The organism is Parabacteroides sp. 20_3 (assembly GCF_964238835.1).
GTDB classification, from domain to species: Bacteria; Bacteroidota; Bacteroidia; order Bacteroidales; family Tannerellaceae; genus Parabacteroides; species Parabacteroides distasonis.
Window position 1 is genome coordinate 108,239 of sequence record NZ_CAXSNO010000011.1, and the last position, 22,109, is coordinate 130,347.

Sequence of the window (22,109 nt, forward strand, 5' to 3'; positions counted from 1 at the left end):
AAGTCTATAATTCAAATTCAATCTCATGCTTCAACGCATATTTCTTCCAGAAACGATTTCGATAATATAATATCCAACGAAGGCATTCCGCTTCATCAAAATGCCGGCTCTCGGCATAGGTCTCCGCCATTAAATGAAAAGCGGCTTCCCGTCCCCACAAGCGGGAGAAATTCGCGCATCCTCGTTTTAGCGAGACAGGCCCGAAGTGCATCCGGTTTATATCGATCAAGGAGAACTTAACCCCTTCCTCCGTACGATCGTACAATACATTTCCGGGAGAGAAATCGGCATGATAAACCTCCGCCTCATGCAACTTTGCCATATAAGTACCTAACGCACGGAAAATATCCTCGTTCTCCTCTACCGGACGCTGTCCGACTTTATACAATGTCTTATAGCTGGATTGCAGACTGATAAAATAACTATATTCCAAAAACCCTTTCTTCCTAAAAAGGATATAAGCGATCGGGGCAGGAGTCTCAAAACCCTTGGCGACTAAACGCAGAGCGTACTCATAGGCTCGCACGGCCTTAGGCTGACGGAAAAAACGATAAATAACACGGTTTATCAAGTGGGGGACTCTATATCGCTTGACATTCAGTTCCACACCATCTACCTCAAAAACCTTGATCTCATTCCTCGCCTTATAAATCGTTTTTCCCTCTTCTGAAAATATACGAGGTACACGCCTTACAAAATCCTCGAATCGCCTATACGCCGGGTTAATGACCTCCTGCATCCGAAATCGTTCCATTTAAAGAGGTTAATACCTTGTTTATGATTAGGTCCGGATTGAGCTGTTTCATACACGCCCAATCCTTCCGCAGGCAGGGCTTTTGGCCGAATACGGAACAAGGACGACAAGGTAAATCCAGCTGGATACAATCTTCCGGATCCTGATGATATCCGTAAAATCCGGCATAGGGATGGGTAGCGCCCCAAACAGAAATTACCCGTGTACCGACCAAGGAAGCGAAATGCATATTGGCGGAATCCATGCAAATCAACAGATCCAACCGGCTGATCAAGGCCAGTTCCTGATCCAAGGAATACTTGCCCGCCACGCTTTTTACCCGGGGATACTCAAAAGCCCATTGATCCAAGAGCGCCTCCTCGTAGCCACGACCACCGAACAGGAAGATGGTAAAATCCTCTCGATCGGAAAGCTCGGCCATGACCAGCTCCATCTCCCCGGTCGGATAAATCTTTCCCCGGTGCTTGGCGAAGGGGGCGATACCGATCCATTTGCCCGTCTTCGTTCCCACAAGGGGTTCCAAGGCGGATAAATCAGGGGTCGAGGTCTCATAAAGCGAGGTGAACGATTCCGTATAGTTAAGCCCGGCGTTGCGGAACACATCCGCGTAACGTTCGATCACCGGGCGAAGTTGTTTAAATCGTTTATGCTTTGCGTCGGTCAACCGGGCACGATCTTTCCGGGCCTTATCCACGACAAACACCCGTCTGCCGTTCAAGCGGAACAGCGTACGGATAATCATGGTCCGCAACACGTCGTGCAAATCCAGCACTATATCGAAATCGTATTTCACCAAGGCAGAGGCAAAACGGAGCAATCCCGCCAACGTTTTCTCCGTGGTCTTCGTATTGATACCGATCACGTTCACGTTCTTCGGGCGGTTGATAAAGACCGGGATCAAGAACGCTTGCGTCAACACGGTAAACGAGTCCGTAGGATTCGCCTTGGCTGCGGAATAGATAACGGGAACGGTCATCGCCACATCCCCAATAGCCGAAAGTCGTATTACTAATATATTTGCCATTATTTCTTACCGTACAACACAGGATTCAAGGCCGGGTCGTTGTACATCTTCATTTGCTTGTAGACCTTCATGTATTTCTTACCGTCACGGATATCGGATAGCAATTGATCCAAAGCCATCGACAAATCCTTCTTCTGCTCCATCAGCACCGCCAGTTTCTGCTCACAACGAGCCTTATGCTCGGCAGTAGCATCCGGACGGTTTGCCTCCTCACGCATATGATAGATCTTTAGCGTAAGGATAGAGAGACGATCGATCGCCCAAGCCGGGCTTTCCGTATTGATCGTAGCATCCGGCAAGACTTTCACGTTCTTGTATTTATCCAGAAAGAAACTATCGATCAACTCTACCAAATCCGTACGATCTTGATTCGACTTGTCGATGCGGCGTTTGATAGCCAGCGCTTCCACCGGGTCGATCTCCGGATTCCGGATAATGTCCTCCAAATGCCATTGTACGGCATCGATCCAGTTCTTAAGATAAAGATAAAACTCGATGCTCTTTACCGCATAGGGATTATGCACTGTAGCATCTACATTGTCAGTTACATGATAAGCCTCCGTAGCTTGCTCAAAAATGCGGAAACATTGTTCGCTGAAGTTCATATATGATTCATTTTCTTTCTGTGAATACTTTGTGGGACAAAGATAATGCTTACGGATCAGAAACCCAATTCTACCGGATAAATTCTATCCTCTTAGCATATATCCTTTCTTCGGCAAGGATACGATGCCGGTAGACGGATCGTTATGAAGCGCTTTACGGAGATAGGTGACCTGCACATTCAAGGCCAGGGAGTTGGCGTATGAGCTAGTTCCCCAGACGGTTTCCAACAGAAGGTCACGATCCACCGCCAGATTCAGGTTTGTCGCCAGGATTCGCAGAAGATCCGCTTGGCGGGAAGTGATCAATACCTTGTTATTGCCCGTACGGATCTCATTCGTGGTATAGTTGAAGGTCGTGTTTCCGAAATGGAAGCTCTCCTCCTGCACGTTTTCATGGACACCGATCTCAAAACGGTCCTTGATACGGGCGATCAGCTCTTCCGGATAGAAGGGTTTCGCCAAGTAATCGTTTCCGCGCAAGCTAAAACCTTTCAAACGGTCGTTCTTATCGGAACGGTCGGAAAGGAAAAAGATCAAGACATGGCGGTCTTGCTCACGGATCTTTTCCGCTACCTCGAAACCGTTTAGGCCGGGCATGTTGATATCCAGCAAGACCAGATCCGGTTTCACGACCGGGAATTGCTCCAAAGCCATGGTACCATTGCCGGTATAAGTCACCTCATACCCCTCCCGTTCCAAGAATCGCTTCAAGACGAGGGAATACTTAAGGTCATCGTCAGCGAAAAGTATTTTCAATGTCGATTTCATAAGGCTGTAGTCGGTAGATTTATAGTAATTCGAGTGCCTTCACCTAATTCACTTCGCAGGGATACAGAGCCATGATGCGCCTCTACTATTTGGCGAACGTAGCTCAATCCCAACCCAATACCCGGAATTTGCTTATCCGGCAGATGAGACGAACGGTAAAATTTATCGAACACCTTTCGCCGCTCATCCGGAGCGATACCGAAGCCATTATCCGAAACGGTCAATTCCACCCTTTGCTGATTCCAAAGCACTACGATATCGATATCCACTTCCTCTCCCGAATATTTGATCGCATTCTCTATCAAGTTAGACAAGACATTCGCCACATGTACCGGATCGGCCGTCAGATCCGGCATATCCGGGGGAAAGGCCGTCGAGAAAGAGACTTTTTTCCCGGCAGGGATATTGGTTAGGCGTACCACCTTCTCCACCAACTCACGGAGATTAAAAGCGGAAGGTCTCAGAAGCGTCTCCCGCTCGTCCGCACAGACCATATCTTTCAATTTTCCCAGATAGGCGGAAAGATTATCCAACTCGAACATGGAGTCTTGAAGGACCCGTTCCGTCGTGGCCTCATCCATCCGCATCTCCCGGTCATTCAAGAAAGAGACGAATACCTTCAAGGTTTGTACCGGTCGCCTCAGCTCATGGATCATCGTATGTACGAATCCCTCACGCAACTCGTTCAAGCGCATTTGCTCCCAGATCGTACGGATCTGGAAACTCAAACAAGCCAGCAATAACAAGATAAGGAAAATACTTAGGAAAAGCTGCCATCCCATCCGGCCCAATAACGGATTCATGGGAAGATCCACATCCACCCACACCGCCTTTCGCTCGATCGGGGCGAACAAATAGCATATCGAGATAGAGGTTGAAAGCAGGTTTTTCGATAACGGCAACCATAAGGCCGATGACTGCCCGGACAAGGTATCGCCCGCTACGAACGGACGTACCCGATAATCCAGACCGGGCAGACCGACAGACAAGATGGAGTCCAAACGCTCCGCAGAGAAAGGCACGAAGAACTCCACGACCGAACGATCTACCCCAACTAATAAGCTATCTTCCGGCATATTCGGGTCCAGATGAAGCCGAAAACTATGGATCTTTGTCGTATCCTTGGGATAAAGCTGGAAACCGAACGAGTTTTTCAACCCGTTTAACACGCTATCACCAGACTGGTATTTCGACTGGCGTTCTATGATATAAGTACCTTTCGTCAACTCCGCCTCTTCCTTCCGTATACGAAATTCCTCCTGCCCGGCATGAAATACCTCACCGGCGATCTCATCCGCATAAGTACACATCTCGTACCGGAACTGATTGAACAGCCAATAGCCTTGTACCCCGATCGCCGCCAAAGCCGCCGACAACGAGATTACCCATATCCATCGAATTCTCTTTCCCATGTCTCATTCCTTTCCGGCAAAGATAGATAGCTACTCCATGATTACAACGTACATGTAGCCATTTTTATAAGCGGAGTAATATTTCAGTAATAAAAATCTTCCTTACGGCGAACGTTCCTCTCTTACATTCGCAACAAATAACTTCTAAAACCAACAGATCATGAAACGAATCATAGCGACAATCGGCCTGCTTTGCGTAGGTCTGTCAGGGGCGGGACACGAGACGAACGCCCAAGTGACAATCAACATCTTCAACCTAAACGACGTACTAAGAGCCAAGCCCATCGACGAGACACGTTTCACGGTACAATACCAAACCACGTCCATGCCGGACACGCTCCAACCCGACAAGAAAGAGGAAGAGACCCTCATGCTGAAGGTCGGGGATAAATGCTCCGTTTACTATAGTTACGCCAAATTCCTCACCGATTCCGTACTAGAGGCCGACAAAGCCGCCGGAGCCTCACAAGAAGTCATCAATGAACACCTGCAACGATATTCCTCCAAGACCAATGCACAGGTCTACAAGAATTATCCGGCGGGAAAGACCACGACCTTGGATGCCCTTGCCGCCAGTCGCTTTCGCTGCGAGGAAAAGGAGGAGCGCCCGGAATGGACCTTACTGCCCGATACGATGACCATCCTGTCCTATCCTTGCCGGAAAGCGACATGTCATTTCAAGGGCAGGCATTATGAGGCTTGGTACACGCCGGAGATACCGAAAAGCGAGGGTCCTTGGAAATTATGCGGATTACCGGGCCTGATCCTAAAAGCCCAAGACAGCCAAGGACATTACACTTTCATCTGCGCGGGTATCAAACTGAGCCGGGGTAAGAACCCGATCCTTTTCGGGGGAAACGATTTCGAGCCGATCAGCCGCAAGAACCTGCAAAAGGCTTACGAACGATATGCCGCCGATCCTATCGGATACATCGCCTTGACCTCGCCACAGGTGAAAGTGACCGTCACCGACGATAACGGAAAACCTTACCAACCCAAGAACATGCCGTATAACCCTATAGAAAGGGAAGAAAGATGAAACGGATCATACTGCATATACACACTTTTTGTTTACTTACGCTGCTCTGCCCGGCAGGATTGGCCGCCCAATCCGTCATCCGAGGGATCGTGATCGACAGGGAAAGCCAACTGCCGGTAGAAGCGGCCACCGTGCAATTAACCAGAGGCAACGTCTCCTTTCCTATCAACTATACGTTAAGTAATAATGAAGGGACCTTTACCCTCACCCAACCGAAGCGGACGGACTCACTTCTCGTCTCCGTCTCGCTCTTAGGGTACCAAACCCAGCAACAAGCCGTACATGCCGGACAAACGCTTCGTTTTGAGATGGAGCCGCAGGTATTCAGCCTAAAGGAGGTGGAAATCCGTCCGGGACGTGTCTGGGGGCGGCAAGATACGATCAATTATGATGTCACTCGCTTTCTCTCCCCAAAGGATCAATCCATCAAGGACGTATTACGGAAACTTCCGGGTATCGATATCGATGATCTGGGGAAGATCTCTTACAACGGGAAAGAGATCCGTAATTTCTATGTGGAGGGACTGGATCTCACCAACGGGAAATACAAGCAAATCAGCGAGAACCTGCGAGCCGACGCCGTACAGAACATACAAGTGATGGAGAACCACCAACCGATCCGTGTGTTACAGAGAAAGATCAAGACCGAAGACGTAGCGTTGAACCTCAAGCTGAGACCGGAATTCCGAGATCGCTGGTTGATCAATGCCGAAGGCGGTCTCGGCGCATCCCCGTTCTTATGGAAAGGAGCCGCTGACGCCTTGCAGATCAGCCGCAGCAGCCAATCCGCTTATCTATATAAAGGGAATAATACCGGGCAGGATGTATCGGACGAGCAAAATACGCTTACCGAATCACCCGAATCCCGTTTATCCGAGCCCAAGGTTCCCCAATTTCTGCTACAGCCCTCATTCTCCGCCCCGCTAAAGAAAGAGCGCTGGCTGTTCAACCATATACACAGCCTATCCGCAAATCGCCTATATAAACTGAACGAGAACACCCAACTCCGTATAAACGCCGGTTATATCCACGACCGGCAAACACAGGAAAGGGGGAGTGAGACGACTTATTACCAATCCGAGGATACGATTCATCTAACGGAGCAAAGCGATAGCCGCATTCGCTCGGATCAAGCCAACCTAAATATCGGAGTGGAAAACAACTCGCAGGAAAGGTATCTCAAGAACCAGTCCTCAGCCACCGGAGATTGGCAATCCAGCCTTTCCCATATAACCGGAAACATGGCTTCCACCGGCCGTACAGCATTGAACCAACGCATCAAAACCCCGAACCTCGACTTGCGTAATAATTTACGGAGCCTGTGGAGCTTGGACAAATACACGTTGGAAGTCCAGTCTTTGCTCCGTTACCACAGCAACGCGGCCGATCTTCGCTTGGATAACCACCCTTATCCGATGAACTTACGCGACTTTTATACCGATAATTCCTTCTCATTCCTGAAAAAGAGCGGTTCCCTCACCCAGCGATATACGGTGGGCATAAACGGGGAGATCAGCAATATCGAGAAAAGCCTGCAAACTTATCTCTCACCCGATTACCAATGGAATACCTATAAATGGACCCTATCCCTCAGCGCCCCTCTCAGATGGACCGGATATACAGGGGTCGGTTTCTCCCGCATCTCGGTTAATCCGTCCCTGTCCATTATCTACAAACTGAATTACGCATGGCGTTTCACGGTACACGCCTCCTATAAGGAAAGATACGGAGAGATGACCGACTTATACGACCGGCCTTATCAAACGGATTACCGGAATAGCGTCTGGAATTGCGGAATCCTCCCGGTTTACAGACAACAGCTTTATTCCGTTTATGGGGAATACAAGAGTACGGCACGGGAATTCTTCGCCACGGTAAACCTGACACACAACCGGGAGTGGTACAATCGTATATACGAGCAACGTATAGAGAACGGGCAGGTACAACGAGTCTCCTTACCGCTGTCCAACCACGGTTCCGGCTATACCGTCAAAAGCACGCTATCCAAAGGCTTTTACGATCTAGGGCTAAAGACCTCGCTCATGGCGCTCCTCAATATCAGCAAGGCCGAGCAAATCAGCGGGGGACAAAGGCTTCCTTATCAATATCGCCTCATGCGCCTAGAGCCCAAAGTGATCTGGACTCCCAACCGCCATTGGGAAACCAGTTACCAAACCGATATCCGGTACGGAGGAAGTAAAATAGGAGAACGTACCCGTTTGGCGCCCTTATGGAACGTCATCCAACAAGTACAACTCTCCTACATTTTCTCACCCATAGAGGCAAGTCTTTCCGTAGATCATTACCACAATGACGTGAATGAAGACCAATCCGTCAACGCCGTTTTCGCGGACTTCTCGGTCTCATGGAAATCCGGGCGTTGGCAAATCACCGCCACGGCGACAAACCTGTTCGACAAACGTACCTACGCATACACACGATACGCATCGTTGGAAAGCTATACCTCATGGGTACGTATCCGTCCCCGGGAGTTTCTGGTAGCGATCCGCTACCGTTTATAATTATTAGGTCGTTTAGGGGATACTATTGTGAAAAATCAACTAATTTTGCGTCTTGATAAATAAGCGGCTTTATGAATAATGATAAGATCGTCACACCCAGCTTTTGCTATATACTAGCGGCGAATTTCCTGCTTTTTTTCGCTTTCTATCTAATCCTGCCGATCTTGCCTTTTTATCTGAAGGAAGAATTCATGATCGGGAAGTCTATGATCGGGTTTATCTTGTCGTGCTATACGCTAGCGGCGCTCTGTATCCGTCCGTTCGCCGGATATTTACTGGATACTTTCGCCCGCCGTCCCTTATATCTGGTGGCTTATTTCATTTTCACCGCCATATTTGGCGGATACATGGTAGCCACGGCGCTTACCCTCTTTATCGCCTTACGCGTCGTACACGGTTTCGCCTTTGGCATGGTGACGGTGGCCGGAAATACGATACTGATCGATATCTTGCCCTCCTCCCGCCGTGGGGAAGGTATTGGCTATTACGGCCTAGCCAATAACATCGCTATGAGTTTCGGCCCGATGATCGGTCTGTTCATGCAAGGGAACTTCACATACGACGTGATCTTTTCCTGCTCGTTGCTATCCGGAAGCCTTGGTTTTATCATGGCCTATATGGTCAAGACTCCTTATAAGCAACCGGTCAAACGAGAACCGATCTCCCTAGACCGCTTTTTCTTGGTGAAGGGAACTTGGGCGGGTATCTCCCTATTATTACTCTCCATTCCTTATGGTATGACTACCACTTATGTAGCGATGTACGCCGCTGAGATCGGGATCAGCGTAAACTCCGGACTTTATTTCACCTTTATGGCCCTGGGACTAGCCGTCTCCCGCCTGTTCTCCGGACGGCAAGTGGATAAAGGACGGATCACGCTTGTTATCTCCCTCGGGATGTATTTGGCGGCGGCCACATTCTTTCTTCTCGCGGCACTCAAGGAGTTGATGCATTGGAATCCGGTATTTTCCTCTTATCTCTACATAGGTATAGCCCTCTCGCAAGGCGTGGCGTTCGGAACCATGTTCCCTGCTTTCAACACGCTTTTCGTGAATCTGGCACCCAATAACCAGCGGGGTACGGCCACTTCTACATATCTAACGAGTTGGGATGTAGGTATCGGTATCGGGTTGATGGCCGGGGGCAGCATCGCACAAGAGCTGGGTGGCTTCAACTACGCCTACTTGTCTGGCGCTTGCCTTACGGTATTGTCTACGTTTTTCTTCTTGTTCAAGGCAGGGCCTCATTTCAATCGGTACAAGCTGAGATAAGTACTGCACGGCTCTTCCATTAATCTATCCGTTTTAGTTAAGCCGAGAAGCTTTAATTCCATACAATAAGCCTACTCATGAGCTGCGCACGTAAGAAGCTAAGAATCAGTGTCAAAAAAACACGAGAATCTTTCCGTCAAAACACGTACATGTTTTTTCAAAAAGTCGTACGTGTTTTGGATGAAACTCGTACGTGTTTTCCCGAATCTTTCGGCTGAGAACAAAAGCACAAATAGAAATCGACAAGAAGCCATCATCACTTGTATATCCCCTGTTTTTTACTTAATATCGCGTAACGATAATCAAGCTGATAAGATGAAAATAATAGCAGATAACACGGTTCCTTACCTAAAAGGGATCTTGGAGCCGATAGCGGACGTATCCTACCTTGACTCCAAAGAGTTTACGCCCACGAACATAAAAGACGCGGATGCCTTGATCGTACGTAGCATAGATAAATGTACACGCGAGCTATTGGAAGGTAGCCGGGTTCGCCTCATCACGACAGCTACGATCGGGTACGACCATATCGATATCCATTATTGCGAGAAGGCAGGGATCACGTGGAAGAACGCCCCGGGTTGCAACGCCGCTTCCGTGGGGCAATATGTATTATCCTCTTTGGTAGCCGTCGCCCTCCGCAAAGGAGAGAGACTAGCAGGGAAGACTATCGGTATCGTTGGCGTAGGCCATGTAGGGAGTATCGTGGAGATGCTATGCGAGGCCATGGGGATGCGTGTGCTTCGCAATGACCCGCCCCGTGCCGAGCAGGAAGGTGAGGATGGATTCGTATCCTTGGACACGATCGCGAAAGAGGCGGATATCATAACCTTGCATGTGCCGTTGACCAAAGAGGGACGTTTCGCCACCCGCCATCTCGCCGATCCTGCTTTTTTCGACAAATTGGAACGAAAACCATGGTTTATCAACAGTTGCCGGGGTGCCGTACATGATATGCAGGCCTTATTGCAGGCCAAACGAACCGGCAAGGTCAGCGAACTGATCATCGATTGCTGGGAGAACGAACCGGATATCGACCGGGAATTACTGTCGGAAGCCACGATCGCCACTCCTCATATAGCCGGTTTCTCCGCCGACGGGAAGGCGAACGGGACACGAATGTGCTTGGAGAATATAGGATGCTTTTTCGGTATCCGTATCGAAAAGATCAAGGAAGTCATTCCGCCTGCCCCAACCAACCCGTTCATCGACTTGGGACAATTCAAGGAGCACCGGGTGGAAGAAGCCATCTTGAGAAGTTTCAACCCAGAAGTAATCGACCAAGCACTAAGAGCGAATCCTCATCATTTCGAGCGATTTAGGACAGCGTATGACCATCCCCGTGAGTTCCATGCTTACCAAGCGATCAAAGCTGACCCGGAAGAATTCGCCGTACTCCAGAAACTAGGTTTTCAAGTAGGCTAATGACAAAAAAGCCTTACAATAAACTTTCGATCACATGAGGATAATGCGCATACTCCAGGGCATGCACTTTCGAGGCTACCTCCTCCGGCGTATCCGAAGGTAATACCGGACAAGAAGCCTGGAAGATGATAGCGCCCTCATCATAATGCTCATTAATATAATGTATAGTAATACCCGACTCCCGCTCACCAGCCTTCACGACCGCCTCATGCACATGCATGCCATACATCCCCTTGCCGCCATATTTAGGGAGTAACGCGGGATGGATGTTCACGATCTTACCGGGAAAAGCCTGAAGAATAACGTCTGAGATCTTATTCATAAAACCGGCCAACACGATAAGGCAGACATCATATTCCGCCAACTTTTTCAAGATCGGCACACCGGCAATAAATTCCTCCCGTGAAAACACGAAAGAAGGAACGCCCAACTTGTTTACCCGTCCATGCACGCCAACATTACGGTTATTTGATAAAACAACCGCAACATTAACGTTTTCACTGTTAGCAAAATATCGGGTGATGTTCTCGGCATTCGTACCAGATCCGGAAGCAAAAATCGCTATGTTTTTCATATTTTCAGATGTTTAAATGCACAAGAAAAGAAAAAATGTGCAGTTTTCCGCATTTTTAGCTTATTAAATTTGCTTTGTAACATAAAAAATTCTTTTCTTTGCACTGCAAATTTAAAAAGTATATTCGTATTTATTAATCTAAATTGAAAAAGTTATGTCTGAAGTTGCTGAAAGAGTAAAAGCTATCATCGTTGACAAGTTAAGTGTTGAAGAAACAGAAGTTACAAACGAAGCAAGCTTTACTAACGATTTAGGAGCAGACTCTCTTGACACTGTAGAATTGATTATGGAGTTCGAAAAAGAATTCGGTATCTCAATTCCTGACGATCAAGCAGAAAAGATTACAACTGTAGGTGACGCTATCGCTTACATCGAGGCTAACGCGAAGTAATCAATCCTTTTAACTAAAGGTATGGAATTAAAAAGAGTTGTAGTAACAGGTCTTGGAGCTATTACTCCTCTTGGTAATACCCTCCCCGAAACATGGGAAGGTATTATCAATGGAAAAAGTGGCGCTGGACCTATTACTCAGTTTGATGCATCCAAATTCAAGACACAATTTGCATGCGAAGTTAAAGGCTTCGATCCGTTGAAAGTTATGGATCGTAAGGAGGCCCGCAAGTGTGATCGTTATAGCTTATTTGCGATCGACGCGGCGAAACAAGCGATCGAGGACGCGGCAATGGACTTGGATAACGAAGATAAGAACCGTATCGGCGTTATTTTCGCTTCAGGTATCGGTGGTATCAAGACATTTGACGAGGAAGTATTGAGTTATGCGAAGATCAAGGATACGATCGGTCCGAAGTTTAACCCGTTCTTCATCCCGAAAATGATCTCGGATATCGCGGCTGGACATATTTCCATGCTTTATGGATTCCACGGCCCGAACTTTGCGACCGTCTCAGCTTGTGCATCTTCTACAAACGCTATCAGTGACGCATTCAATTATATCCGTTTAGGCAAGGCTAACGTCATCATCACCGGTGGAGCGGAAGCTGCTGTTTCTGAATCGGGTGTAGGTGGATTCAACTCCATGAACGCGTTATCGACACGTAACGATTCTCCCGAGACCGCATCTCGCCCGTTCAGCGCTAGCCGTGACGGATTCGTGATGGGTGAAGGTGGAGCTTGCTTGGTATTGGAAGAAATGGAGCACGCATTGGCTCGTGGCGCTAAAATATATTGCGAGATCGCAGGAACCGGAATGTCTGCCGATGCTTATCACTTGACCGCTTCTCATCCGGATGGTTTAGGAGCGAAGCTGGTTATGCGCAACGCATTGGAAGACGCGGGAATGACTCCGGAAGATATTGATTACATCAATGTTCATGGAACATCGACTCCCGTAGGCGATATCTCAGAGGTTAAGGCGATCAAAGATGTGTTCGGAGAACATGCTTATCAACTGAATATCAGTTCCACAAAGTCAATGACCGGTCACTTGCTTGGTGCTGCCGGAGCGGTAGAGGCGATCCTGTGTATTATGGCTATAAACGATGGTATTATCCCGCCGACCATTAACCATGCGGAAGGCGATGATGATCCTGAAATAGATTATAAACTGAATTTCACATTCAATAAGGCTCAAAAGAGAGAAGTGAAAGCCGCTTTATCGAATACGTTTGGTTTCGGTGGACACAACGCTTGCGCCATTGTTAAAAAATTCGTGAAATAACGTGTTTAGAAAGCTATACAAACAGCTACATAAAAGAATAAGGCTCCTGCATAATAAAGGTAGGGAGCCTTATTTGTCTTTATCAAAGATTCTAGGTTTTTATCCGGATAATCTCCAGATTTACGAGCAGGCCTTGTTGCATAAATCATCATCGGTAGAGACGGGTGATGGTAAATGGCTTAACAATGAGCGTCTTGAATTTTTAGGAGATGGCATTTTGGATGCGGCGGTCGCCGATATTGTCTATAAGCGCTACCCGAATAAGCGGGAAGGCTTTTTGACAAACACACGCTCCAAGATCGTACAACGGGAAACGATGAATAAGGTCGCCGTACAACTCGGCCTCGATCAAATGGTAGTCTATTCAACCAAGATAAACTCTCATAACAATCATATGTATGGTAATGCGCTCGAGGCTTTGATCGGCGCTATTTATCTGGATCAAGGTTATGACGTTTGTTATAAGTTTATCCGTGACGTGATGATAGAAAAGTATATCGATGTAGATACGCTCGTCCGGAAAGAGATAAATTTCAAGTCAAACTTGATTGAATGGAGCCAAAAGAACAAAATATCGATCTCGTTCGATCTAATAGAGTCTTTTACGGATCATGATGGAAATCCTGTATTCCAAAGCGCAATTAAATTGCTCGGCGAGCAAATTGGCATAGGTATCGGTTACTCCAAAAAAGAATCCCAGCAAGCGGCTTCTAAAATGGCGGTCAAAAGATTGCGGACAGACAAAGAACTCCAGCAACGTATCTCTGCCACAAAGAAAAAGAAGACTGGTGAACTAACCGATGAAAAAGAGTTTTCTGACCTCCCAGAGGAAGAAACTGTATGATAAATAGCAGAACTTGGGTATATCGTTTGATATACCCAAGTTCTTAGTTATATAAGAATAAGCTCATATAAAGTTGTATGTATGAAAAAACAGTACAGTAAATTTCTCCGAATATTAATAACCGGCATATTATATATCGGCTATTTCTCGATTTCAAGTTCGTTGGCGCAGATCAGCGAAGGAGGACTCCCCCCCAGCTTTCAATTCGCAGGTTCACTTCGAAGTGAAAAGCTAGCAGAACAAGTTCCTGTGAATTTCAGTGTGGAAGACCTCAAGACGGTCGATGCGTGGAGGGTCAGCCAAGGCGCTCCGTTGCGTGTAGCCAAGTCGATCCCAACCAGCTTCGACATCGCCGATAGCGGCGATTGGATTTCACTACCCGACGGTAGCCAAATATGGCAACTTCACCTTCAAGCGAAAGGAGCGATCGCCTTGATCCTGTATTACTCCGATTTTTATATACCCAAAGGTGCCCGGTTATACCTGTATAACGCAGCGAAAACCCAAGTATTGGGTGCCTATACGCATCGTACGCATCCTGAAAACGGACCGTTCGCAACCCAAGCCGTAGCAGGCGATGAGGTGATCCTCGAATATGTACCTGCACCATCCGGCGAGACACCTCGACTACGCATCCGGGAGGTCGGTTACGGGTATAATCATCTTGAAGCGATCATGCCAGAAGTACAGGAAGCGCCGGGAGCTGGCTTTTCAGAAGCTTGCGAAGTGAATATCAATTGCGAGGAGGGAGCCGATTGGCAGGAGCAAAAGAAGGGGGTGATACAAATGATTCAATACATCCGTAATAAAGAGGGAGAAGGAGGAAGCTATATTTGTACGGCTTCTCTGGTAAATAATACGGCCCGTGACAAAAAGCCTTATGTATTATCCGCCTTCCATTGTTCGCAAGATATACTGGGCGAACAGACGGTTACTCCCGAGGAATTAGCGGTCTGGTTGTTTTATTTCCACCAAGAACATGTGGGCTGCGATAATGAGTCACCCATTTATCCGATAAAAACCATGGTAGGATGTACACGGAAAGCCTCTACCCCTGTCGAAAACGGTTCCGACGGACTGTTGCTGTTGCTTAACGACGAGATCCCCGACGATTATAATGTATTCTTTAACGGATGGGATCGTTCAAATATGCTTTCACTCTCGGGCGTAGGCATCCATCATCCTTCCGGCGATTATATGAAAATCTCCACCTATGGAAATTATCCGACAGAATCGATTACATGGCGTAATAGTGATGTTGGGAAAACCGGGGCCACGAACGCTCATTGGAACGCGACTTTCGATGCCACGCTAAACGGACACGGGGTGACCGAGGGAGGATCTTCCGGCTCGCCTTTATTTAATAGCAAAGGCTTGATTATAGGTACGCTGAGCGGTGGAAGCTCCAGTTGCGAACTGCCCGAAGGATTGAATTTATACGGTAAATTGTATTATCACTGGAATAAATACAGTGATAATGATACAGCCCGGATGGATGTCTGGCTAGATCCACTCGGAACGGGCGTCACCTCGTTGCAGGGAATGACGCAGGATGGGAAAACGATCGGAAACGAGTATGAAGGTCCGACTGATTTGAAATACAAACAGATCTCCACGGGTGAGATTCAACTGACATGGAATGCCCCAGTCCTCGAAAAAATAGCTGGTTGGGGATCACAAGATCGTTATCAACAGTTCGGTCTCGGAGGAGATCCATTCTATTTCGCTCAGAAATGGGATACGAAAGATCTACAACCGGTGCATAAAAAAACGATCCGGAAGGTTAATTTCTATCCACTGGAAGGGGTCACTTATGGAGTCTATATCAAACAGGGAAACCGGGAGTATGAAGAGAGTTTCACTCAACTGAAATCAGGTAAAATAAATTCGGTCACACTTAAAACACCATTCGTAATCGACGCGAAGCAGGATTTACTGGTAGCCATTCATGTGATAAGCTATGCCAATAACACATATCCGGCATGCTCCGATAAAGGCCCCGCAGTCGACGGAAAAGGGAATTTATATTCTTTGGACGGAAAAAAATGGGAAACATTCTCAGATGATGAGCTAGATGCCAATGTTGTGTTATCGATCGTAATAAGCGCAGAAGAAGGTGAGCTCCCCTCGAGTTCCGTATTCTCCACGAGCACTTTCTCGGAGAAACCGCAACCCATGAGAACGGGCCGATTATCATTCCGGAAACTGGCTATCGCCTCTGATGCGCAAGAAGCAGAGTTGATCACGGCTTTTCCGGAGCTGACCGGTTATAAGGTATATCAAGATACCCGAGAACTGACGACATTACCTGTTTCTCAACGGAATTATACGGTGAAAAATCTGACAACAAGTACCCCTCTGCTCCAAGTAACGGCACTTTATGGTACCGACGAGAGCGCCCCGGCTACGGTAATTCCGGAAACGAGCGTAGGTAACGAACTGAAGCCAACAGACGAAGAAGTAGATATTCAACCACGTATCTTCTCGAATGAAGTACAGATCCAGAATTATCAACAACTGAAATCGCTTGAGATCTACAGGGCCGATGGAAAGTTGATACGTAGCGTCCCGCAACCGGGAAGCAGTCTCAGCACGGGTGATTTTGCCACTGGAATGTATATCTTCCGCTTGACTACCGAAAAGGGAAGCCAAACCGTTCAAGGTATTAAAAAATAAACGGCCGCCTACTAGTATAAAGTAAAAAAGGTTGTGCGTTCTCTGACACACAACCTTTTTTATCTTATTTCCCGAATGTTACCCCCATCCGTTTTCCTTGTACGATCAAATCATGATCCGGTGTCACTAATTTTAGTTTTCCCGCTACTTCTAACAAGGGAATGGATTCTACCCTATCTCCTTTCATACAAACCATACGTCCGAATTCACCATTAGCGATCAGTTCCGTGGCATGGCCTCCCAAACGAGTCGCAAGGTTACGGTCGAACGGAGAGGGGTTTCCACCCCGTTGGGTGTATCCCAATACGGTATCCCGGGTCTCGATACCCGTTCCCGCCTCGATAGCCCGGGTAATATAATCAGAAGGACGCTTTTTATCCGGAGTCTCGATACCCTCGGCTACTACAACGATGGAATAAGGTTTGCCCCTGCGAGCCCGATCCAAGATCGCCTCGTTCACCTTATCGATATCGTATCCCAATTCTGGAAGTAAGATCACGTCGGCACCTCCAGCCATCCCGGCATACAAGGCGATCCATCCGGCATGATGGCCCATCACCTCCACGACCATCACCCGCTTATGTGAACTAGCCGTAGAATGAAGACGGTCTATAGATTCCGTGGCGATATTCACGGCGGTATTAAAACCGAACGTAATATCCGTACCCCATATGTCATTATCGATTGTCTTGGGAACGCCTATCACGTTCAATCCGATCTGAGATAACAGATTGGCCGTCTTCTGCGTACCGTTTCCTCCGATACAAACCAAGCAGTCCAGCCCCAGCTCCTCATAATTTTTCTTAATGATCTCCGGCTTTTCCGAATCTCCCGAGGCCAAGAGCTTACGGAAAGGCTTCTCTCTGGACGTTCCTAAAATGGTTCCCCCTAAATTTAATATGCCGGATAAGCTCCGTTCATCGAAAACTTGGACGTCTTTATTCAAAAGACCTATAAAACCGCTATGAATACCTATCACTTCCATGCCGTAATGCATGATAGCGGTCTTGCCAACACCACGGATCGTAGCGTTGATACCGGGGCAATCGCCACCCGATGAGAGAATCCCTATTTTCATCGTAACGTTAATTTAGTACCTAGCAAAGATATAAATAAAAAGAGAATGCCTACATTTGCACTCGAACAAATAAAAAGAGCATGGATATTTTAACACAGACGATTTCGCTCCTTTTCCGCCATCGACAAACGGAGATCGGACGATTTGGGCAGGATATAGACCATATCCAGCACAAACAGCTGCATGCTCTGCTTTCGACGGCACGCAAGACGGAATGGGGACTCAAATATGATTATAAAAGCATTCGCTCTTATTCTGACTTCTGCCAACGCCTTCCCTTACAGACTTATGACGAGATAAAGCCGTATGTCACCCGAATGATAAACGGAGAAAGGAATATTCTCTGGCCTTCGGTGGTGCGGTGGTACGCTAAGAGTAGCGGGACCACGAACGACAAAAGTAAATTCCTGCCCGTCACCCCCGAGATATTAAAGGGTTGCCACTATAAAGGCGGCTTTGATTGCGTAGCCATCTATCTGCGGAACAACCCAGAAAGCCGTTTCTTCTCCAAGAAAGGCTTGATATTAGGCGGTAGCCATAGCCCTTCCCCGCTAAACTCCGAGGCTCATCAAGGCGACTTATCCGCCGTATTACTTCAAAATCTCAATCCGCTCGTCAATTTAATACGCGTCCCCAAGAAACCCATTATCCTAATGGATGAATGGGAAAGCAAGATCAAGGCGATCGTGGAGAACACTTGGAATAAGGATGTAAACAGCCTATCCGGTGTTCCTTCTTGGATGTTGGTATTGATCAAGGCCGTATTGAAAAAAACGGGTAGGGAATATCTTACGGACGTATGGCCTAATCTGGAGGTCTTCTTCCATGGGGGAATCAGTTTCGAGCCTTACCGGGAGCAATATAAAACCTTGATTCCATCGAATAAGATGCATTATATGGAGACCTATAACGCATCCGAGGGCTTCTTTGGGCTGCAGGACGATCCTACGGACTCCAGTTTGCTTATGATGCCGGATTACGGTATTTTCTATGAGTTCATCCCGATGAACGAGGTGGGTAGCGCCCATCCGACCGTGTTACCGCTGGAATCGGTAGAGACCGGGAAAAACTATGCGATGGTGATCACGACCTCGGGAGGATTATGGCGCTATCAGATCGGGGATACGGTACGTTTCACCTCGTTATTCCCTCATAAATTCGTTATCTCCGGACGTACCAAGCACTTTATCAACGCCTTCGGCGAGGAGCTAATGGTGGATAACGCTGATAAGGCGATCGCCATGACTTGCCTACGAACCGGGGCGAAAGTAAAAGAATATACCGCCGCCCCACTCTTTATGCTGGATAAGGCAAAAGGACGGCACCAATGGTTTATCGAGTTTGACAAGAAACCGGAATCTCTCGATGAATTCGCCACTTTATTAGATCTGAACTTACAAAAGCTGAACTCGGACTATGAGGCGAAGCGGTATAAAGAGATCTCCCTTCAACCGCTGGAAATCGTTATCGCCCACGACGGTGCTTTCTATGAATGGCTCAAGCAGAAAGGCAAATTAGGCGGGCAGCACAAGATCCCACGCCTCAGCAACGACCGCACGCATATAGAGGAGCTTTTGCGCATCAACCAGTCTCTATAAGCCGGTATGCGCTTTATTCATAAGACGCATTAAAATTGATAAGTCAGATAGAATCCCGCCATATTCGAACTGAATACCGGAGCGGCCACGATCGGGCAGTTCTTCACATTTCGATTGATCCGCCGGGCGATAGCGTTACGAATCGGGAAATAGATCAGATACGATAACTCTACCGACAAGATCCCGAAACCCGCGCCGGCTACTACATCCGCCACCCAATGCCTGTTATTGTATAAGCGGGAACCCGCCACGAACGCCGCTATCGCATAACCCGAGTAAGCGAGTATAGGCGAGCTATCCTTAAATTCCTTATAAGCCATATGCGCCCCTAAGAAAGCATTCGAGGTATGTCCGGACGGAAACGAATAAGGCGCCCCGTCCGGGCGAGGCTCGTTTACCCAGTTCTTCAGCCCATGCACCATCAATCCGTTCATCCCTTCCGCTAAAGCGACCAAGCAAAGTTGCTCCACCCAGTTATGCTTCTCTTTTCCCATAAGGTCGCAGACAAATACCCAACCGAGCATTCCCCACTCCAAGTAATTGTCGATATGGATTTGCTTCACGGAATCTTTCCGGGAAAACAGGTGAAAGTCATTCATCCCGTCAATCGCCGTGCCTACGGCTCCCACCGTTATCAATGAGGCCGGAAGAATCAAGCTTTTCGGGTTAAACTTATAGGCGACGACAGGCATTCTCTCCTTGACAGGGGCTTGAGAACGTACGTTTAACGTATCGAGATCACCAACGCCGGCGAACGCAATGTTTACGAAGCCTATCAAAAGGCTTACCAAGACGATTAATTTCCTATATATCATATCCGTTATTTTCCTCTAAGACATCCCTCTCCCGGATAAACCCTTCATCAAAATAGTTGTTCTCTATTTTCGAGTGGATCACCCGCTGGAAATAGAAACGATGGTTATTCCAATGGAAGGCTGGGTATTCCTTATTTTGTTTGACAATATTATTCGTGAAGACCAACCCGTCCACGGACTTGGCGTATACCAATGGCCTATCGAACGTAATAAACTCGTTCGCGTCGATCACGATATCACTATGGAAATATTTCCTTTGCGACGCTAAATCCGGGATTTCGGGATAAATAGAGATAATAGCGTTCGTAAATTGGAACATATTCGTCAAGGAGTTGATGAACTTATTCTTACGGATCAACACGTTCCGGCAAGCGCCGGTCTCGAACCAGCCGTTGCAATCACCGCACAGCAGGATCGCCGTCCCCGAGGTATGATCGAAAACATTATTCTCTACGACCGTTTGCCGAGGCGTGCTGAACAAGGAACCACGGGCACGGTTATTCCGGATCACGTTATCCGAGAATAGGACCGTCGGCGTCCACTCCAGATTCTCTATGCCGAAGCCGCTTCCCTCATGGATCGAAGGATTCACCGTATTCTCAAACCGGATCTCGAACTCCTTCGCCCCTCGGTAATCCGGTTGATCAACTGCCTTGATAGCGGTAATCCGGTTTCTCGCCCCTATCAATTCCATGGTGCTCGAATGGATGAACTGCACGGAATCCCCTACCCTTCCCCATTCGAAACCATACGATTGCGGGTGCATATACCGGCCTACCAAGGTCGAGTCATTCACTCGTCTCACCACTTTCAGGTAAGTTCCATGCACATTGATAGCGTCGTCCATCATCCCTTCGTACAAGCCATTCTTGGAGATGATCGCTCCCTTGCAGGCCGAGAAATGGGTAGCGTCCGCCTGTGTCGTGAAATACCGCGGATCGTCCGCCCCTTTCAAGCAAACGGAGAAACCATCCAGCGTGATATTCTCGCTCACTTGCGCCAAGAGGCCCATTCCCTCGGCATAATGAACCTTGATATTCTCCAGAGTCGTATTCACGTCATGATACAGGAAGACACCGGGAGCCGGACGTTCCCAAGAACGCATGGCGATCACCGTACCGGGCACCAAACGGCTGTCTTTCCAACGGGGAGACTTTATCAGCCTTGGAGAAACCTCGATCAAGCCCCGCACGCCTACCGGGATATCGCTTGTATTATACACCAAATGACGTGTATCTCCCTCGAAGGCGATACCGGAACCGGGAGTCAACTCCCAGCCTTCTCCCTTCGCTACAAACACGCTATCCCGTATCTCATAGTGTACCCACGGAGCCACCTCGAAAGTGATCCCACCATTCACCGTATCGTTCTCCACCACTCTTACCTGTGAAATCTGAGGGTGCTTGAAGTCTATACTAAAGTTTTTCAAGACACAATTCCTCGAATCCAGCAAAGAGACCGGCAACATCCTGCCGTGGAAGATTAACTCCGAGCCTTGCCCGTCGAACACCATATTCTTCATCCCCTCGAAAGGCAAGCCTACTTTCTTCGGATTCATTTGATCATGATTCGAGATGAAATAGACACGCTCTGCCGCGCTATCGGGATAAAACTCATAGCGGCCCTTAGGCAAGGTCACCACAATGGTCTGGTTTTCCTCGCATTTCTCCCGTATCTGCTCCAATGCCCTCGCCATAGCGGGCGCATTATCCACATTCTCGACCGGGGATAAACCATAAGCCGACAAATCATACCTCCGTTCCGTAGAACAAGCGCTTCCAAACAGGGAATAAAGCAGGACAACTGCCCCCCATAGATACCATTTCATAGAAAATCAATTAAATATATCCGCGAAGGTATGTATTTTACAGGGTAAGCGCACTAAAAACAGACAATAACTTTCCGTCTCATGAATCCTATCACGAATCTCCTATAATAGCAGCCTGAGTTTGTCTTATGCTGATATAGGTAGACACATTCAATAACAATAAAATGTGTAATTATTATGCGCAAAAAACATGAGCAT

18 protein-coding genes are annotated in these 22,109 nt (G+C 47.8%); 9 read left to right on the forward strand and 9 right to left on the reverse strand.

The window, feature by feature from the left end; genetic code table 11:
• Positions 1 to 4: 4 nt before the first annotated feature.
• The 5 genes from ACESPU_RS19905 to ACESPU_RS19925 all read right to left on the reverse strand — a co-directional run bounded on the left by ACESPU_RS19905 (position 5) and on the right by ACESPU_RS19925 (position 4,563).
• Positions 5 to 739 (reverse strand): lipopolysaccharide kinase InaA family protein, encoded by a 735-nt coding sequence (locus tag ACESPU_RS19905; protein WP_122369595.1) that lies wholly within the window; start codon positions 737 to 739, stop codon positions 5 to 7.
• Entirely contained in the window at positions 723 to 1,778 is a 1,056-nt protein-coding gene (locus tag ACESPU_RS19910) for a glycosyltransferase family 9 protein (protein WP_373133615.1), read from the reverse strand. The genes ACESPU_RS19905 and ACESPU_RS19910 overlap by 17 nt, the downstream gene beginning before the upstream one ends.
• Positions 1,778 to 2,383, reverse strand: coding sequence for a DUF4254 domain-containing protein (locus ACESPU_RS19915; RefSeq protein ID WP_005860709.1), 606 nt, complete (start codon positions 2,381 to 2,383; stop codon positions 1,778 to 1,780). The genes ACESPU_RS19910 and ACESPU_RS19915 overlap by 1 nt, the downstream gene beginning before the upstream one ends.
• Before the next feature lie 84 nt (positions 2,384 to 2,467).
• Entirely contained in the window at positions 2,468 to 3,151 is a 684-nt protein-coding gene (locus ACESPU_RS19920; protein WP_005864037.1) for a response regulator transcription factor, read from the reverse strand.
• Positions 3,148 to 4,563 (reverse strand): sensor histidine kinase KdpD, encoded by a 1,416-nt coding sequence (locus tag ACESPU_RS19925; RefSeq protein WP_122115062.1) that lies wholly within the window; start codon positions 4,561 to 4,563, stop codon positions 3,148 to 3,150. Before ACESPU_RS19925 ends, ACESPU_RS19920 begins: the two co-directional genes overlap by 4 nt.
• Before the next feature lie 160 nt (positions 4,564 to 4,723).
• Here ACESPU_RS19925 and ACESPU_RS19930 point away from each other — a divergent pair, with 160 nt between their 5' ends.
• The 4 genes from ACESPU_RS19930 (at position 4,724) to pdxB (ending at position 10,820) form a co-directional block, all read left to right on the forward strand.
• Positions 4,724 to 5,602: a GLPGLI family protein gene (locus ACESPU_RS19930; protein WP_122379002.1), complete on the forward strand. Its 879-nt coding sequence runs from the start codon at positions 4,724 to 4,726 to the stop codon at positions 5,600 to 5,602.
• Positions 5,599 to 8,124, forward strand: coding sequence for a carboxypeptidase-like regulatory domain-containing protein (locus ACESPU_RS19935; RefSeq protein WP_272057257.1), 2,526 nt, complete (start codon positions 5,599 to 5,601; stop codon positions 8,122 to 8,124). Before ACESPU_RS19930 ends, ACESPU_RS19935 begins: the two co-directional genes overlap by 4 nt.
• Positions 8,125 to 8,195: 71 nt before the next feature.
• Complete coding sequence (locus ACESPU_RS19940; protein ID WP_158532925.1) at positions 8,196 to 9,395, forward strand: MFS transporter; 1,200 nt, start codon at positions 8,196 to 8,198, stop codon at positions 9,393 to 9,395.
• 315 nt (positions 9,396 to 9,710) lie between these two features.
• A complete protein-coding gene (gene pdxB, locus ACESPU_RS19945; RefSeq protein WP_373133616.1) occupies positions 9,711 to 10,820 on the forward strand; it encodes a 4-phosphoerythronate dehydrogenase PdxB in 1,110 nt (369 codons plus the stop codon).
• 13 nt (positions 10,821 to 10,833) lie between these two features.
• Here pdxB and ACESPU_RS19950 read toward each other — a convergent pair whose 3' ends face one another.
• A complete protein-coding gene (locus ACESPU_RS19950; RefSeq protein ID WP_122379006.1) occupies positions 10,834 to 11,394 on the reverse strand; it encodes a phosphoribosylglycinamide formyltransferase in 561 nt (186 codons plus the stop codon).
• 154 nt (positions 11,395 to 11,548) lie between these two features.
• Between ACESPU_RS19950 and ACESPU_RS19955 the strand changes: the two genes are divergently transcribed.
• The 4 genes from ACESPU_RS19955 (at position 11,549) to ACESPU_RS19970 (ending at position 16,592) form a co-directional block, all read left to right on the forward strand.
• Positions 11,549 to 11,785: an acyl carrier protein gene (locus ACESPU_RS19955; protein ID WP_005639879.1), complete on the forward strand. Its 237-nt coding sequence runs from the start codon at positions 11,549 to 11,551 to the stop codon at positions 11,783 to 11,785.
• A 21-nt stretch (positions 11,786 to 11,806) separates the two neighbouring features.
• Positions 11,807 to 13,072 carry a beta-ketoacyl-ACP synthase II gene (fabF, locus tag ACESPU_RS19960; protein WP_005860697.1) on the forward strand — a complete coding sequence of 422 codons (1,266 nt, stop codon included), beginning with the start codon at positions 11,807 to 11,809 and terminating at the stop codon, positions 13,070 to 13,072.
• 1 nt (position 13,073) lies between these two features.
• Positions 13,074 to 13,916 carry a ribonuclease III gene (rnc, locus tag ACESPU_RS19965; protein ID WP_005860695.1) on the forward strand — a complete coding sequence of 281 codons (843 nt, stop codon included), beginning with the start codon at positions 13,074 to 13,076 and terminating at the stop codon, positions 13,914 to 13,916.
• An 81-nt stretch (positions 13,917 to 13,997) separates the two neighbouring features.
• Entirely contained in the window at positions 13,998 to 16,592 is a 2,595-nt protein-coding gene (locus ACESPU_RS19970) for a T9SS type A sorting domain-containing protein (protein ID WP_122382917.1), read from the forward strand.
• A 64-nt stretch (positions 16,593 to 16,656) separates the two neighbouring features.
• On the opposite strand, the gene ACESPU_RS19975 is transcribed toward ACESPU_RS19970, so the two are convergent.
• Positions 16,657 to 17,670 carry an ATP-dependent 6-phosphofructokinase gene (locus ACESPU_RS19975; RefSeq protein ID WP_005864022.1) on the reverse strand — a complete coding sequence of 338 codons (1,014 nt, stop codon included), beginning with the start codon at positions 17,668 to 17,670 and terminating at the stop codon, positions 16,657 to 16,659.
• 80 nt (positions 17,671 to 17,750) lie between these two features.
• Between ACESPU_RS19975 and ACESPU_RS19980 the strand changes: the two genes are divergently transcribed.
• Entirely contained in the window at positions 17,751 to 19,268 is a 1,518-nt protein-coding gene (locus ACESPU_RS19980; RefSeq protein WP_044544574.1) for a GH3 auxin-responsive promoter family protein, read from the forward strand.
• Positions 19,269 to 19,297: 29 nt separating this feature from the next.
• Here the strand turns inward: ACESPU_RS19980 and ACESPU_RS19985 are convergent, their stop codons facing one another.
• Together ACESPU_RS19985 and ACESPU_RS19990 are read right to left on the reverse strand one after the other, a co-directional pair.
• Positions 19,298 to 20,083, reverse strand: a complete 786-nt coding sequence (locus ACESPU_RS19985; RefSeq protein WP_158532926.1) for a phosphatase PAP2 family protein — start codon at positions 20,081 to 20,083, stop codon at positions 19,298 to 19,300.
• Positions 20,073 to 21,911, reverse strand: a complete 1,839-nt coding sequence (locus ACESPU_RS19990) for a right-handed parallel beta-helix repeat-containing protein (protein ID WP_373133618.1) — start codon at positions 21,909 to 21,911, stop codon at positions 20,073 to 20,075. The genes ACESPU_RS19985 and ACESPU_RS19990 overlap by 11 nt, the downstream gene beginning before the upstream one ends.
• Positions 21,912 to 22,109: the final 198 nt, after the last annotated feature.

Bases quoted from the DNA above. Each gene is read 5' to 3' on its own strand.
- ACESPU_RS19905 (WP_122369595.1), bottom strand. From the start codon at position 739: ATGCAGGAGGTCATTAACCCGGCGTATAGGCGATTCGAGGATTTTGTA.
- ACESPU_RS19910 (WP_373133615.1), bottom strand. From the start codon at position 1,778: ATGGCAAATATATTAGTAATACGACTTTCGGCTATTGGGGATGTGGCG.
- ACESPU_RS19915 (WP_005860709.1), bottom strand. From the start codon at position 2,383: ATGAACTTCAGCGAACAATGTTTCCGCATTTTTGAGCAAGCTACGGAG.
- ACESPU_RS19920 (WP_005864037.1), bottom strand. From the start codon at position 3,151: ATGAAATCGACATTGAAAATACTTTTCGCTGACGATGACCTTAAGTAT.
- ACESPU_RS19925 (WP_122115062.1), bottom strand. From the start codon at position 4,563: ATGGGAAAGAGAATTCGATGGATATGGGTAATCTCGTTGTCGGCGGCT.
- ACESPU_RS19930 (WP_122379002.1), top strand. From the start codon at position 4,724: ATGAAACGAATCATAGCGACAATCGGCCTGCTTTGCGTAGGTCTGTCA.
- ACESPU_RS19935 (WP_272057257.1), top strand. From the start codon at position 5,599: ATGAAACGGATCATACTGCATATACACACTTTTTGTTTACTTACGCTG.
- ACESPU_RS19940 (WP_158532925.1), top strand. From the start codon at position 8,196: ATGAATAATGATAAGATCGTCACACCCAGCTTTTGCTATATACTAGCG.
- pdxB (WP_373133616.1), top strand. From the start codon at position 9,711: ATGAAAATAATAGCAGATAACACGGTTCCTTACCTAAAAGGGATCTTG.
- ACESPU_RS19950 (WP_122379006.1), bottom strand. From the start codon at position 11,394: ATGAAAAACATAGCGATTTTTGCTTCCGGATCTGGTACGAATGCCGAG.
- ACESPU_RS19955 (WP_005639879.1), top strand. From the start codon at position 11,549: ATGTCTGAAGTTGCTGAAAGAGTAAAAGCTATCATCGTTGACAAGTTA.
- fabF (WP_005860697.1), top strand. From the start codon at position 11,807: ATGGAATTAAAAAGAGTTGTAGTAACAGGTCTTGGAGCTATTACTCCT.
- ACESPU_RS19970 (WP_122382917.1), top strand. From the start codon at position 13,998: ATGAAAAAACAGTACAGTAAATTTCTCCGAATATTAATAACCGGCATA.
- ACESPU_RS19975 (WP_005864022.1), bottom strand. From the start codon at position 17,670: ATGAAAATAGGGATTCTCTCATCGGGTGGCGATTGCCCCGGTATCAAC.
- ACESPU_RS19980 (WP_044544574.1), top strand. From the start codon at position 17,751: ATGGATATTTTAACACAGACGATTTCGCTCCTTTTCCGCCATCGACAA.
- ACESPU_RS19985 (WP_158532926.1), bottom strand. From the start codon at position 20,083: ATGATATATAGGAAATTAATCGTCTTGGTAAGCCTTTTGATAGGCTTC.
- ACESPU_RS19990 (WP_373133618.1), bottom strand. From the start codon at position 21,911: ATGAAATGGTATCTATGGGGGGCAGTTGTCCTGCTTTATTCCCTGTTT.